Source organism: Solibacillus isronensis (genome assembly GCF_023715405.1).
GTDB lineage: Bacteria > Bacillota > Bacilli > Bacillales_A > Planococcaceae > Solibacillus > Solibacillus isronensis_B.
Map to the genome: position 1 here is coordinate 805,710 of NZ_JAMBOC010000001.1, position 13,911 is coordinate 819,620.

The window sequence follows — 13,911 nt, forward strand, 5'->3', positions numbered from 1 at the left end:
AAAGATTTCCATATGTTTTATAAATATATTTCTAGGTTCGATTGCATATGTTAGGTAACAACACTAGCAAGGATGTGGTTACATTTATGGATAAGGCACTCATTATTATCATTGCTTTAAGAATTATGTCCGGAAGTATAGAATTAACGGCTGCTGCATTAATGTTTAAATTCAATGATTTAGAAAAAGCCTTTTATATTAATACGCTACTAGCCCTGGTCGGTCCGGTTGTCTTAATTGTGACAACAGCACTAGCATTGCTTGGCCTGGCAGAAAAAATTTCGCTGACACGAATAATATGTCTTTTCTGCGGGATTTCCCTCATACTTTTTAGTTTAAAATCTGCATGAAACATAAAAAAGGACCTATGCAGCTATTGCTGTTAGGTCCTTATTTCTATGTTATTTCTTTTGGCTCAATATCCTCTACTTTGATAAACTTTATAACGAAAAATAGAAGAATAAATCCTAATATACCTGCAGTAATATAGCTAATATTGAGGTGTTCTTTCATGACAAGTGACATGATAGGCGGACCTGCTGCAACACCGATGAATCTCGCAGAACTATAGAATGAGGATACAGTACCACGTAATTCTTTTCTAATATTATCCGTAATAATGGTGTCAAGCGCAGGCAATAGAGCACCGATAGCTATTCCGACTACACTTGTGACAATCAGCAAAAGGATGAGTTTTTTGCTTGTGAACCCGACAAAGATAATGCTGACAGACATTGCAATCAAGGAAAATATAATAATTTTCTTAATTCTGTTTAAATCTCCTTTAATTTTCCGACCGGAAATATAAGAAGAAATACAGAGAAGTAAAAGCGGGATGGCCAGTACAAAACCTTTCTTAATCCCTTTAATATCATGAACTTTTTCCAGGTTTTCTGATAAGAAAAATAACATGCCGAATAATATGAGCATAACAAGGACACCGTTAAGGAATACCGTATACAACCATTTTCCTTCGTCTTTAAAAACTTCCTTTGTATTACGTATAAATTCCTTAAACTTCAAAGGTTCATCCTTATCTTTAGGTACTTTAACAAAGAAGAATATAAGTGCAATGGAAATTAAACTGAGTGCTGATATAGAAAAGAACGGAAGGAACCATAATATAGCAGCAAAAACTGAGCCTAAAATAGGACTCAATACTTTTCCGAACGTATTTGAAGTTTCTATTATCCCTAAAGTTGAACTGATTTTTTCATCGTCATCTTGATAAAGGTCACCTACAAGAGGTAAAACAATTGGCATCGCTCCGGCAGCACCTATACCTTGAATGATCCTGCCGATAATAATCATTGTGTAAGGGTCATCCATTTTCCATGAAGCAAAACCTGCGATTAGTCCGCCGATTAAAGCTAAGATCAGACTCGGTAATATGACGACTTTCCGGCCAAAGCGGTCAGATAAATAGCCTGCTACGGGAATAAGAAAAATTGCTGCGACTGAATAGCTTGTAATGATCATGCTCGATTGAAATGATGTAATTCCGACTTTGTCTTCTAGTATTGGGAGCACTGGAATAAGCATTGAATTTCCTAAAGTCATGATGAGAGGAATAGAAGTCAGACTTACAATACACCATATACTTACATGTCCCTTATTTTTATCCATTACCACACCTCGGCTAATTTTATATTTATTTAGGTATGGTTTCCTTTCGTGTACATTTTATACGCAAGGCTTTTTTTGGCTATGCTCTAACAATTAAAATAACAAATGAAAAGCCTGATTTCCAAAGTAAATGCCGAATCCAATCATAAAGATAGATGAAATAACCGTTACAGTTTTCAATAGATTGATGGATAATAATTTGCGAGCGACACTGGACAAAAATGAATATAGAAAATCAACTAATATAATGCCGAGCAATATGGCACTGCTTATTATTATGATGTCAAATCCAGAAGCGATACCCGCTGTTTTTGCGAGGATGGATCCATAAATCCCTAGCCAAAAAAGAATTGTTATCGGATTTAACAATGACATTAACAATCCAGCTAATAACGAATGTCTCAATCTAACTATTTTGCCGGTTTTAGAGTTCATCTCAATTTTATGTAGAGTGAGTAAGCTTTCTATCCCTGTATACAAAAGAACAAAGCACCCAAAAGACCATAGTATTGTTTGTAAAAGTATCGAATCAATGAATTTTCCCACTCCAAAATAAACGACGAACATATAGACAATGTCAGTAGTCAAAGCACCAAGACTGAAAAACCAGGCATGAAAAAATCCGTTCTTTAAACCTGTATTTAAAAGGACGTTCTTAACAGGTCCAAATGTAGCGGCCATCGTTATGCCTAAAAAGATATAGGTAAATATTGAATTCATAAAATGTCCTCCATTAATTACATATTTGTGCATTTTATTCGATGGTGGGGTTTTTTAGGACTAGTAATAGGCTGAGCTGATTATTTATTTTGAGGAATTTTATTTGCAGCAATTAAGGGGAGGAAGTTTACTTAGATTTATATTCAATAAATAGATTATTAAATGGATTTATTGTTATAATTTTAAAGTAATGATGATATTTAAATTATAGGGAGGCAGTCATTATGCAAATAGATAAAAATATGCAGGAAATGTTTTCGAACTTCATTTTACAACGAGTAAAAGAGGACAAGATGGAGGAAGCTAAAGCTTTACTTGCTGAAAATTTTAAAAAGCAGGATGAAGGTACATTTACTAAAGAGGATGTTGAACAGTTTGTTCCAAAAATGATGGAATACTTAAAACCGGAAAAAATTGAAGAGATTCGTACAATCGCAAAACAATTTTCTATCAATTTCTAATAAAAAAAGAAGAATTCACAAAAAATTTATAGACTCACAAAGAATCCATTTGTCCGAAATATTACGGACAGGATTCTTTTTTTTGTCCATCACAAAACATCGATAATTCGCTCTATTACAACAATGTTAAATAGACTATTTACCCCTTACTTCCACTTTACAAACCTAATTTATTATGCAATGTAATCTTTTTGTAACTAGACTGTAACAAGATTTTGACATTAAATATGGATTTACCTCTATTTTTTTCCGGTTTTGTACTATACAATGAGGTGGACAGCTTATGAAAGGATAGGGAACAATGAATCAAAAATTGATTACATTGGTTGTTGCAATCTTCCTCGTTTGTACACTAGCTGTTACACCGACATCAGCTAAAGTAGTATTTGCAGATGTTGCGACAACCGATGCCACTTACGACGAGATCCAGTATTTAATTAGCCTAGGGGCAATTAAAGGATATCAGGAAAAGGGCAAAACGTACTACAAACCCAACATGAGTGTGACGCGTGCACAAGCTGCCAAGATGGCAGTCATTGCTGCAGGTAAAAGTCCACTAAAAGTAAGTAATTCCTCGTACACAGATGTTAAAGTCGGGACAGAACAATCGACATACATCGAACGTGCACGTCAACTTGGATTATTTACTAAAACATCAGGGAAATTTTCTCCTAATGCCACTTTGTCTCGTGAAGAAATGAGTCACGTTCTATCTATCGCATTTAATTTAAATGTTAGTGACTATAAAGATTTACCGGTGTACTTCCCAGATGTATCGAATTCGAATACATATGCTCCGTATATTAAAGCAATCTACTATAATGGGATTACAAAAGGTAGTGACGGCAAATATATGCCAAAAGGCTCGGTAACACGAGCACAGTTTGCATCATTTATCGCAAGAGCAAAAAGCGATGAATTCCGACTAGCCTTACCCGAACACCTTGATTCAGTTGATACGAAACAAGTAATTGGACTTGTTTCAATAACAACAGATGGCTTAAATGTTCGTACAAAGCCGACAACATCAAGTGCAGTGATTGGCAGAGTAAATTCGGGCGGTAAGTTATCGGTGTATGCTGTGGAAGGTAATTGGTTAAAAGTTTCTTATCAAGGTTATTACGGTTATATCAGTAAATCATATGCTAAATTCCTTGAACAAGACGGCAGTGCCATTGGACCATCAATTAAAGCTGTCAAGACAAATACAATTATAAATCTGTATTACAAACCGACATCGTCATCGAAAAAAATTAAACAAATTTCAGCCGGTTCAACATTGTCAGTCTATAAAGAAATTGACGGTTATTATTTAACAACAGTAGGTGGAATTCCAGGCTATATTGTAAAAAATAGCACGACGGATGTAGGGGGTTCAATTGTGACTCCGCCACCATCAGAAACAGATTCCGACAATAACGATCCTGTCGTAACATCCGGCACAACAGGTAAAGTAACAGTTGCGAGTTTAAACATGCGCAAATCGGCATCAGGATCATCAGCAACAATTAAAAAGTTATCAAAAGGATCAGTAATTGCGGTACATTCCATTGATGGCTATTGGGCAAAGGTAACAGCGGGCAAAGATACAGGTTATGTCCACAAGTCGTACATTAAACTAGTAAACGAAAAAGGCAGTCCTGTTAAAGACCGTATTATTATTTTAGACCCAGGGCACGGTGGTAAAGATCCAGGTGCTGTTAACTCTGGTAGTACTGAAAAAGCGATCGTTTTAAAAGTTGGCAATCTTGTCAAACAAAAACTTGAAGCAAACGGCGCAAAAGTATTTACTACACGTTCAGGAGATACGTATCCATCCCTTCAGGAACGCGTGAAATTTACAAAGGACAAGTTCGGTGAAGTTTATGTAAGCATTCACGTAAATTCAGCGACATCTACAAGTGCGAAAGGTACGGAAACGTATTACAGCATTACAACAGGTGACCAGTATGAAGAGGATAAAAAGCTTGCGACGTATATCAATAATGAAATCGTCAAAAATGCGGATATGAAAAACCGAGGGGTAAAAGAAGCACAGTATTATGTGACACGCAATATGATCATTCCTTCTGTATTAGTCGAACTTGGGTTCATCTCCAATGCAGAAGACCGTAAAAAATTAATCAATGATAAGTATGTAGAAATCTATGCACAATCTATTTACAACGGGATTGTTGATTACTACAGAAAATAAAATATGCTGTTTGATGGCTTAGTTCTTTTAAAAGGACTAAGCCATTTTTATTTAAGATTAAAAGGAAAATATGGTAAAATTTATTGAAATTAACGTTTGCATATTGGGGGATGAAATGAAGCAATCAATAAAAATAGTCTTATTAATTGGATTTATTTTAGGTGTTTATTATTTGTGGAATCAATATGAAATGTACCAGTTTTCTAAAGAGTTCGATGAATGGCATACAGTGGACAGTAAAGAATTAACAAAGGTCACAGTCGCTAAATATCCATCAAATGATTCATCAGTTTCTTACAATATGGATGAAGTAAATGAACTTTATCTTATGCTGGAGACAATGCCATCCGAAAGGGTACGTAAAGTAAAAGAAACCACATCCTATTATACGATTAAATTCTCCGACCAATCGCTCGGGAAGACGGTCACCTATACGATTTACGATAATGATAGAGTAAAACGGGAAAAAGAGGGAACAAATTTACGGTCAACCGGCTATCTAAAATTAAATGAACCGTTTGACCGTAAATTGCTGGAAGAGTGGATTAAAAATAATGAATAATGCGGTGATTTAATTGACATTTAAAATGATAAAAAAAGAATTCAAGTTGATTGGTTTAATGGGCAGCGGGGTGTATGAAAACTTTGGAAGTGAAGTACCATTGCTTGCAAAACGGTTATTAAGCCGTTTTAGTGAGATCGACTTCCCGACTGAAAGTGAAATTGCATTGTATGAGCCTAAAAAGAGTGCCGACCATACGACAGGCAATTTCTATGTAGGACTTATCGTTCGCGAGAGAGTGAAGAGAATCCCGACAGGAATGGATTATTTAGAGACGAATAACCATTATATCACGACAAGAGGGAACATAATGGAGTTGGATAAACTTCATGAAAATTTGCTGAATTGGGGAACAGCGCAAGGTTATAAAAGAGATCTTGATTCTTATATTATCGAAACTTATCACCCTGTCAGCGAAGGGGAAGAAGTAGAAATCTATTTACCAATCATTGCGTAGAACTTAAAAGGGAGAAGAAAAATGGGTGATAAATTAGTGAGAGTCGGAACAACTTACATACCGGTAACGGATGTGGATCAATCTGCTGAATGGTATGTGAAGAACTTGGAAGCGGCTTTAAGTTACAAAGACACGGATAAAGCCATATTAAATTTTGCGAATCAAAGTTTCTTTCTAGTGAAATCGAATGAAAATGTCACTGCCAATTTTAAAGATAAAAATGGAAACGAACGTTTTTCAATAACATTTGAAGTTGATGGATTCCACGCTTTAGCAAAATTGCATAAAGAATTTCAGCAAAGCGGTGTAAAAGTCGGTGAGATTGAAGATCGAGGGCATGCCGGAAGAAACTTTGTCTTTTATGATTTGGATAAAAACAAATTCGATGTGTGGAGCGAACTGAGCCCTACTTTTAAAGAAAAATTTAAATAACTTCTTTACGGACTTAGTATGGATAAATTCCTTACTAAGTTTTTTTCGTAATAATGAATCTTTTCTTGTTCTGTTCCGTACATAAACATAGTGGCGAATGAAATTGTTAAGTATTTTTTTATATGCTGTGTTTATTACATATTTTTTTTACTCATTTTATAATCCGAATAATTGCTATATAATGGAATTTCGCTAGTTCTTATAAACAGGAGGTACGCTCATGGTGTTACAACTGAAAGATGTGACGAAACGTTACCGTGATTTTGTTGCGGTAAATCGATTGAACTTTACAATTGAAAAAGGCGAAATATTCGGCTTGATCGGACAAAACGGCGCAGGTAAAACGACTACATTCCGAATGATTCTGGATTTACAGGATACAACAGAAGGTATCATTACATGGGATGGGCAGCCGATTAAATCGGTAAGCCGTGACTTTTTAGGTTATTTACCGGAAGAACGCGGTATTTTCCCGCAAATGAAAGTGGAAGAGCAGCTTTACTTTTTCGGCGAGCTGCATGGAATGGATAAAAACGAGCTGAAAAAAGATATCGACTTTTGGATCGAGCGCTTTGATCTGGAAGAAAAACGACATGTAAAAGCCGAGACTTTATCGAAAGGGAATAAGCAAAAGGTCCAATTAATTGCCAGTTTTATTCATAAACCGGCATTTTTAATTCTTGATGAACCGTTTAGTGGACTGGACCCGGTAAACATGGAGCTGCTGAAAAATGCAATTCTGTATTTGCGCGACCAAGGTATGACAATTTTATTCTCGAGTCACCAAATGGATAACGTTGAGGAGCTTTGTGATCACTTATGCTTATTAAAGCGCGGGGAATCCCTGTTTTCAGGCTCGCTGCTTGATCTGAAAAAGCAGTACGGTAAAACGAAACTGACAGTACGTACTGACAAATCTTTTGAAGTATTAAGCAACTACCCAGGTGTGAATCATGTCAAAATGGAACGGGATTCACAGGCAGTACTGACCCTTGAAGATGAAAAATATGCACCTGAAATTTTTGACCTGCTTTCAAACGGCAATTACATCGAAAAATTCAGTTTAGATTATTTATCCCTGCATGAAATCTTCAAAGAGAAAGTAGGTGCTGGCCTTGTCTAAATTTAAAGTGCTCATTAAAAAGTTATATAAACAAAAAATTACATCGAAGTCCTTTATTTTAACAACATTGCTTTATTTAGTTGTGCTAAGCGGGTTTATGTTCTGGTCTGAAATCAAAGACCTCATTTTCTCTGGGGATGCCGATACAGTAGCTGTTGTAAATGAAACTGATTTTGATATCGCGCAAGTACTGCAGGATACCGATGATGTGGAATATGTATATGTTGAATCGGGAGATATCGCGGATAAATTGAAAGATGGAGATTATTATGCTGCCTTTACCTTATCAGATGCAGATGGCAAACTAGCGGCGAAAATTGAATCATATGATCCGCTTCCGCTAAATGACCAGCAAGATTTCCAAAGTGCGCTAAGTGCAGCAGGTCAGCTGTATGCGATGAGCCAAATGGAATTATCACCAGAACAGCAACAGCTACTTTTATCGTCAGAACCGGTCATTACGTTAAATTCATTGAATGAAGCTGCGGATGACGGTAAATCTGCAGAAGAAAAAATGGCGGGTGTTTGGGTTTCGTATGCGATTGGCATTATTATTTATATTTTTGTCGCATCGTATTTATCAATGATTACAACAGATGTTGCTTCGGAAAAAGGGTCTCGTGCACTGGAAATGTTATTAGTGAGCGTGAAGCCTGAAGTGCATTTCCGTTCAAAAATTGTCGGTGTATTTTTAGTCGCACTTACCCAATTCGTCATTCTATTCGGAGGCCTATTATTATTACTTCGCTTCTCGGATGGCGGTAACAAATGGTCAATTGTAACCGATCTGCTTAATTCATTATCGATCAGTTACTTCTTGTATATTATCGGGTTCTTATTCTTAACGATTTTCATGTATCTAATTATTGGCGCATTATTCGGTTCCCTAGTCTCAAAAGTAGAAGAGGCAGGGCAAGTAATGATGCCGGCAATGATGCTGACACTTGTAGGATTCTACGTAATGCTGACAGGTATGGGTAACCCGGATACAATGCTGATTAAAGTATTCTCGTACATACCGTTTACATCAGGTATGGTTATGCCAATGCGTTTAGGTGCGACGGATATGAATGCCATTGAACCAATCATTAGCTTTGTTCTTTTAGTTGTGACAGTACTGACACTATACTTCTTAAGTCTGTCATTCTACAAACGAAGTGTACTGACATATTCATCAGGCGGAATTATTGAAAAAATGAAAACAGTATTTAAAGTAACAACGTAACTTTTAAAATATGCTCCCCATTATGTGGACAGGAAAACTGTTCCTTTTAATGGGGAGTTTTTTTATGCGTTCCCTTAACAAAATCATCTTTTAAGTTAACCTAATAAAAAATATAGTTGACGTAAAAAGGTGATTACTTTATATTTACGTTAACCTTATAAAATTAAAGGTTAACGAAAGTGAAGAATTTTAAATCAGTTGTTTAATGATTATAAAAGAAATCGAACTGATCAATAGGGGGAAGTATTAATGAATTGGGTTCAATTAGCTGAAGAAGTTCTCGAAGGAAAAATACTTACGAATGAGGAAGCGTTAGCCATTGTCCATGCACCAGACGATGAATTGCTGCTATTAATGCAAGGGGCCTTCCTTATTCGGAAACACTATTACGGTAAAAAGGTAAAACTAAATATGATTATGAATGCTAAAAGTGGCTACTGTCCTGAAAACTGCGGCTATTGCTCACAATCATCCATTTCCACTGCACCAATTGAAAAATATCCGTTTATAACAAAAGAAGAAATTATTGCCGGAGCTAAAAAAGCATTTGAAAATCAGATTGGAACGTTTTGTATTGTTGCGAGTGGACGCGGACCGACACGTAAAGATGTAAAGGTTGTAAGTGAAGCGGTTCAGGAAATTAAAGAAAAATATGGTTTAAAAGTTTGTGCTTGTTTAGGGCTGCTAAAAGATGAACAGGCTGAACAATTAAAAACAGCTGGAGTCGACCGCTATAATCATAATTTGAATACATCCGAAAAGCATCACGATTATATTACAACTTCACATACATATAAAGATCGGGTCGATACAGTTGAAATTGCTAAAAAATATGGAATGTCACCTTGTTCGGGGGCCATTATTGGGATGCGTGAAACGAAACAGGATGTTGTTGATATTGCCTATGCACTTCATGCGCTGGATGCAGACTCCATTCCGATCAACTTTTTAAATGCAATTGACGGTACAAAGCTAGAAGGTACAAAGGAGCTGGATCCCCGCTATTGCTTGAAAGTACTCGCCTTATTCCGCTACATTAATCCAACAAAGGAAATACGAATTGCTGGAGGACGTGAAATCAACTTAGGTTCGTTACAGCCATTTGGGTTGTATGCCGCAAATAGTATTTTTGTAGGGAATTATTTAACAACAGAAGGGCAAGAGGAAAATGCGGATTATGCATTAATCAGAGATTTAGGCTTTGAAATTGAAATTAATGAGAAACAAGCAACACTTCAAAAGTAGGCTGTATACGAGAGTTCATCCAAAAGTAAGCACAACTCAACATGCGAGTAGCTATTCGCAAGCATTCGTAGTAAACTTATATTGTACGGAGAGATTTGTATCTATAACAAGTCTCTCTTTTTTATGAACGAAAACAGTAGTAAGGATGAAAGCATGAGAAAAAAAACAGAACTACAAGTAGAAAGTAAAGCGATTAAGGATTTGACGAATGGCAATCCATTAATTTTAAAAGATACTGTTGTAATGCCGGAAGTATCGATTGAAGAAGGTAGTCTTCTTCATTTAGTTGATAAAAGCGGCGGATATATTGCAACTGGCTATTACGGGATTCAAAATAAGGGAATCGGCTGGGTACTGACTCGTAAAGAAAAAGAGCAAATTGATGTGAAGTTCTTTACGAAAAAAATCCGTGAAGCTGCTGAAAAACGTGCAGACTTTTTTGCCTCTGAAGATACAACTGCTTTCCGTGTGTTTAACGGTGAAGGCGACGGCATTGGCGGTTTGACAATTGATTTCTTTAACGGCTTTTATATGGTGAGCTGGTACAGTGAAGGAATTTATTCATTCCGTAATGATATCTATGAAGCATTGAATGCGGCAGTGAATACACGCGGTATTTATGAAAAACTGCGCTTTGATACAAATGGTCAATATATCGATCAGGATGATTATGTATCCGGTGAAAAAGGCGAATTCCCGCTGATCGTTCAGGAAAACGGCATGAATTTTGCGGTTGATCTGAATGATGGGGCAATGACAGGAATTTTCCTGGATCAGCGAAATGTACGCAAAGCATTACGTGACCGCTATTCAACTGATAAGACGGTGCTAAATACATTCTCGTACACAGGTGCGTTTTCGGTTGCCGCAGCTTTAGGCGGTGCATCAGGTACGACGAGTGTCGATCTGGCAAAACGCAGCTTGCCGAAAACAATTGAGCAATTCAGTGTGAATGGAATCGACTATGAATCACAAGATATTAAAGTGATGAACGTGTTTGACTACTTCAGCTATGCTGCCAGAAAAGGCTTGAAATTCGATGTCGTTGTACTGGATCCGCCAAGCTTTGCCCGTACGAAAAAAATGACGTTCAGTACGTCAAAAGATTATCCGAAATTGCTCAAGGATGCGTTAACTATTACAAACGATGGTGGCGTTATTATCGCATCGACAAACAATGCAAGCTTTAATATGAAAAAGTTCAAAACATTTATCGACAAAGCGTTTAAAGATTATGGGGCACGCTATAAAATTTTAGAAGAGCACCAGTTGCCGGAAGATTTCACGGTGCCGCATAATTTCCCGGAATTCAATTATTTAAAAGTAGTCATCATTCAAGTGATGAACTAATCGGAGTGATATTATATGAAATACAATAAAACAACGATGCTGAAATTAATCAACGAGCATCGCGAACTGCATGACGAACTGAAAAAACTGAAATCGGAAATGGGACTGGAAAAAAACTTCGCCGTTAAAGCGCTGTACCATTCAGCTGTGGCAGAAGATGGCCCATATATGAAAGATTATCAGGACTTGGAACGTTTACGCTAATATACGCACCGCAACGATTGAATACAATTGTTGCGGTGTATTTTTTTGAGCATGACCATTAAATTAACCGTGCATAATCATGATACAATACAGCTATAATATGTAAAATTGAGGGGAATACTATTGAGCATTAGAGAACAAAGAAAACAACAGCGCAGGGAACAAATCATTCAGGCAGCAAAAACATTGATGTTAAATAACGGAATTCAACAAGTTCAATTACAGGACGTTGCAAATGAAGTAGGGATTGGTATTGCGACATTTTATCGTTATTTTGCCAATAAAGAATTGCTCGTTTTAGCAATCAATAATGAAATAACTAGGGAAATGACAAATTCTATCAAGCACATTGCAAATGAACCAATGACCGCTTATGAACAAATTGAACGGATATTAACTTATTATATTGAGTTAATCGATGATTCGGAGCATCAATTCGTGAAGTTTTTTAAAGCGTTCGAAGCATATAAACCGATATCTGAAGAGACGTACGAGTACAAGGAATTTCTAGATATTCGAAGAGAAATGGCCAATGTATTGTATTCTATTGCAAAAAAAGGAATGGAAGATCAATCAATCCGAGCTGGCATTGACATTCCGGAGTATGTGTTTACTGTCGTACAAAATATAAGTTATTTTACTGTAGAATCCTATTTGACCGAGCATGACCCTGATCTACCTGTGAAATTAGATCCTAAAAAGCAGTTACAACTTATTAAGAAGATGTTTTTACAATTTATAGCGACTAAAAATTGACGGACCGATCAAACATTGTTATTGTTAAATTAAGATAGTGATAGTTAACTATCATATTTTTGGGAGGATGATTTTGATGACTCGATTAACAGGTAAAGTTGCAATTATTACAGGTGCTGCTCAAGGTATGGGTGCTGCCCATGCAAAGGCATTTGTAGAACAAGGTGCAAAAGTAGTTTTAACAGATTTAAATGAAGAAAAAGGGAAAGCATTTGCTGCAGAATTAGGGGGAAATGCTATCTTCGTAAAACAAAACGTTACTTTAGAGGAAGATTGGACAACTGTTATCGCGAAAACAGAAGAAGCATTTGGTCCTGTAAACGTACTAGTAAACAATGCAGGTATTTCGATGAACAAAAATATGCTGGAAATGTCTTTAGATGAATACATGAAAATCGTCAATATTAACCAAGTATCTGTATTCTTAGGTATGAAAGCAGTAGCGGCTTCAATGATGAAAGCTGGTGGAGGTTCAATCGTCAACATTTCGTCAATCAATGGCTTAGTTGGTGGTGCTGTAGGTTATACAGATACTAAATTTGCTGTTCGTGGTATGACGAAAGCAGCTGCATTAAACTTGGCGCCAATGGGGATTCGTGTAAACTCAGTACACCCGGGTGTTATTGCAACTCCAATGATTATGCAGGAAGATGCAAAAGCTGCGATCGAAGAATTTGCTAAACATATCCCGCTGAAACGCGTATCGCAACCAGAAGAAGTATCTCAATTAGTAGTCTTCTTAGCATCTGACGAGTCAAGCTACTCAACAGGTGCAGAGTTTGTAGTAGATGGCGGAATAACAGCACAGTAATTTGTAAAAAACTGCACTCTAATTGTTACTTTTAAACAGTTAAAGTGCAGTTTTTATTTGTTTTATTTTTTCGTTTTCTTAACTAACCATCTCTTATAGCTGTACATCGTTATCACTGCCAGCACAAGTACAATCAGCGTAATGACAATAACGAGCGTCCAAAATGATCCTTCGTCATTATCATCTGAATTCGTTTCATCCTTTAATGTATCGACAAGTGAATCTACATCGTTGGCAATTTTTTCAGTTGTATCAGCTGCGTTATCCTCTTCTTTCTTTGTCTCCGCAGGCGCATTTACTGCAAATGAAAATGAACCTGATAACGGATGGCCATCCTCGCTAATACTATCCCATTCAACGGTATAAGTGTTATTTGGAAGAGGATCAAGCATAATTCCGGATAGGACTCCATCATTTACAGAAATAGAATGAATCGCCATCTCCTTACCATCACTTGCTATTACTTTAAATAGACTGCCTTCTTCAATTTTTCCTTCAAACGTTAAATCAATCGTTTTTATATTTTCGTTAACCGACTCACCTTCTGCAGGATTTGTTGATACCAAGTGTGTATGTGCGAAGGCTCCCGGTACAAATAATAAAAATGTAGCAACAAACGATAATAATAATTGTTTCCTCAATAAAAAAACTTCCTTTCAATATTCATTTAGCAGTTCCCATTCCTGCAGAAAAATTAAAATAAATCTTCTGTAAATGGAGTATTGAATGTAGTATGGACAAAAAG

The 13,911-nt window shown here is 36.5% G+C and carries 16 protein-coding genes; 13 read left to right on the top strand and 3 right to left on the bottom strand.

What is annotated here, in order from left to right:
* Nucleotides 1-86: 86 nt before the first annotated feature.
* A complete protein-coding gene (locus M3166_RS04145) occupies nt 87-350 on the top strand; it encodes a YqhV family protein (protein ID WP_420820144.1) in 264 nt (87 codons plus the stop codon).
* Nucleotides 351-396: 46 nt separating this feature from the next.
* Here the strand turns inward: M3166_RS04145 and M3166_RS04150 are convergent, their stop codons facing one another.
* A complete protein-coding gene (locus tag M3166_RS04150) occupies nt 397-1,626 on the bottom strand; it encodes an MFS transporter (protein WP_251687593.1) in 1,230 nt (409 codons plus the stop codon).
* Between the two features lie 93 nt (nt 1,627-1,719).
* A complete protein-coding gene (locus M3166_RS04155; protein WP_251687595.1) occupies nt 1,720-2,346 on the bottom strand; it encodes a LysE family transporter in 627 nt (208 codons plus the stop codon).
* A 224-nt stretch (nt 2,347-2,570) separates the two neighbouring features.
* On the opposite strand from M3166_RS04155, the gene M3166_RS04160 reads away from it, so the two are divergent.
* From M3166_RS04160 to M3166_RS04215, 12 genes are all read left to right on the top strand, one after another.
* Nucleotides 2,571-2,807 (top strand): hypothetical protein, encoded by a 237-nt coding sequence (locus M3166_RS04160; RefSeq protein ID WP_079527068.1) that lies wholly within the window; start codon nt 2,571-2,573, stop codon nt 2,805-2,807.
* A gap of 301 nt (nt 2,808-3,108) precedes the next feature.
* Nucleotides 3,109-5,001: an N-acetylmuramoyl-L-alanine amidase gene (locus tag M3166_RS04165; RefSeq protein ID WP_251687597.1), complete on the top strand. Its 1,893-nt coding sequence runs from the start codon at nt 3,109-3,111 to the stop codon at nt 4,999-5,001.
* A 115-nt stretch (nt 5,002-5,116) separates the two neighbouring features.
* Nucleotides 5,117-5,563 carry an aspartate aminotransferase gene (locus M3166_RS04170; protein ID WP_251687599.1) on the top strand — a complete coding sequence of 149 codons (447 nt, stop codon included), beginning with the start codon at nt 5,117-5,119 and terminating at the stop codon, nt 5,561-5,563.
* A gap of 13 nt (nt 5,564-5,576) precedes the next feature.
* Complete coding sequence (locus M3166_RS04175; RefSeq protein ID WP_251687601.1) at nt 5,577-6,020, top strand: AraC family transcriptional regulator; 444 nt, start codon at nt 5,577-5,579, stop codon at nt 6,018-6,020.
* 21 nt (nt 6,021-6,041) lie between these two features.
* Entirely contained in the window at nt 6,042-6,452 is a 411-nt protein-coding gene (locus tag M3166_RS04180; RefSeq protein WP_251687603.1) for a VOC family protein, read from the top strand.
* 220 nt (nt 6,453-6,672) lie between these two features.
* On the top strand, nt 6,673-7,575 hold the full coding sequence (locus tag M3166_RS04185; RefSeq protein WP_251687605.1) for an ABC transporter ATP-binding protein: 903 nt from the start codon (nt 6,673-6,675) through the stop codon (nt 7,573-7,575).
* A complete protein-coding gene (locus M3166_RS04190; RefSeq protein ID WP_251687606.1) occupies nt 7,559-8,800 on the top strand; it encodes an ABC transporter permease in 1,242 nt (413 codons plus the stop codon). The genes M3166_RS04185 and M3166_RS04190 overlap by 17 nt, the downstream gene beginning before the upstream one ends.
* A gap of 249 nt (nt 8,801-9,049) precedes the next feature.
* Nucleotides 9,050-10,045: a biotin synthase BioB gene (gene bioB, locus M3166_RS04195; RefSeq protein WP_251687608.1), complete on the top strand. Its 996-nt coding sequence runs from the start codon at nt 9,050-9,052 to the stop codon at nt 10,043-10,045.
* Between the two features lie 153 nt (nt 10,046-10,198).
* Nucleotides 10,199-11,395, top strand: a complete 1,197-nt coding sequence (locus M3166_RS04200) for a class I SAM-dependent rRNA methyltransferase (protein WP_251687610.1) — start codon at nt 10,199-10,201, stop codon at nt 11,393-11,395.
* A 15-nt stretch (nt 11,396-11,410) separates the two neighbouring features.
* Nucleotides 11,411-11,599: a hypothetical protein gene (locus M3166_RS04205; RefSeq protein ID WP_008403793.1), complete on the top strand. Its 189-nt coding sequence runs from the start codon at nt 11,411-11,413 to the stop codon at nt 11,597-11,599.
* A 123-nt stretch (nt 11,600-11,722) separates the two neighbouring features.
* Entirely contained in the window at nt 11,723-12,355 is a 633-nt protein-coding gene (locus tag M3166_RS04210) for a TetR/AcrR family transcriptional regulator (protein WP_251687612.1), read from the top strand.
* A 76-nt stretch (nt 12,356-12,431) separates the two neighbouring features.
* On the top strand, nt 12,432-13,166 hold the full coding sequence (locus M3166_RS04215; protein ID WP_251687614.1) for a glucose 1-dehydrogenase: 735 nt from the start codon (nt 12,432-12,434) through the stop codon (nt 13,164-13,166).
* Between the two features lie 62 nt (nt 13,167-13,228).
* Here M3166_RS04215 and M3166_RS04220 read toward each other — a convergent pair whose 3' ends face one another.
* Entirely contained in the window at nt 13,229-13,807 is a 579-nt protein-coding gene (locus M3166_RS04220) for a copper resistance CopC family protein (RefSeq protein WP_251687616.1), read from the bottom strand.
* Between the last annotated feature and the right edge of the window lie 104 nt (nt 13,808-13,911).

Excerpts from the sequence above, each read along its gene's own strand:
- M3166_RS04145 (WP_420820144.1), top strand. The coding sequence starts at position 87 with ATGGATAAGGCACTCATTATTATCATTGCTTTAAGAATTATGTCCGGA.
- M3166_RS04150 (WP_251687593.1), bottom strand. The coding sequence starts at position 1,626 with ATGGATAAAAATAAGGGACATGTAAGTATATGGTGTATTGTAAGTCTG.
- M3166_RS04155 (WP_251687595.1), bottom strand. The coding sequence starts at position 2,346 with ATGAATTCAATATTTACCTATATCTTTTTAGGCATAACGATGGCCGCT.
- M3166_RS04160 (WP_079527068.1), top strand. The coding sequence starts at position 2,571 with ATGCAAATAGATAAAAATATGCAGGAAATGTTTTCGAACTTCATTTTA.
- M3166_RS04165 (WP_251687597.1), top strand. The coding sequence starts at position 3,109 with ATGAATCAAAAATTGATTACATTGGTTGTTGCAATCTTCCTCGTTTGT.
- M3166_RS04170 (WP_251687599.1), top strand. The coding sequence starts at position 5,117 with ATGAAGCAATCAATAAAAATAGTCTTATTAATTGGATTTATTTTAGGT.
- M3166_RS04180 (WP_251687603.1), top strand. The coding sequence starts at position 6,042 with ATGGGTGATAAATTAGTGAGAGTCGGAACAACTTACATACCGGTAACG.
- M3166_RS04185 (WP_251687605.1), top strand. The coding sequence starts at position 6,673 with ATGGTGTTACAACTGAAAGATGTGACGAAACGTTACCGTGATTTTGTT.
- bioB (WP_251687608.1), top strand. The coding sequence starts at position 9,050 with ATGAATTGGGTTCAATTAGCTGAAGAAGTTCTCGAAGGAAAAATACTT.
- M3166_RS04200 (WP_251687610.1), top strand. The coding sequence starts at position 10,199 with ATGAGAAAAAAAACAGAACTACAAGTAGAAAGTAAAGCGATTAAGGAT.
- M3166_RS04205 (WP_008403793.1), top strand. The coding sequence starts at position 11,411 with ATGAAATACAATAAAACAACGATGCTGAAATTAATCAACGAGCATCGC.
- M3166_RS04215 (WP_251687614.1), top strand. The coding sequence starts at position 12,432 with ATGACTCGATTAACAGGTAAAGTTGCAATTATTACAGGTGCTGCTCAA.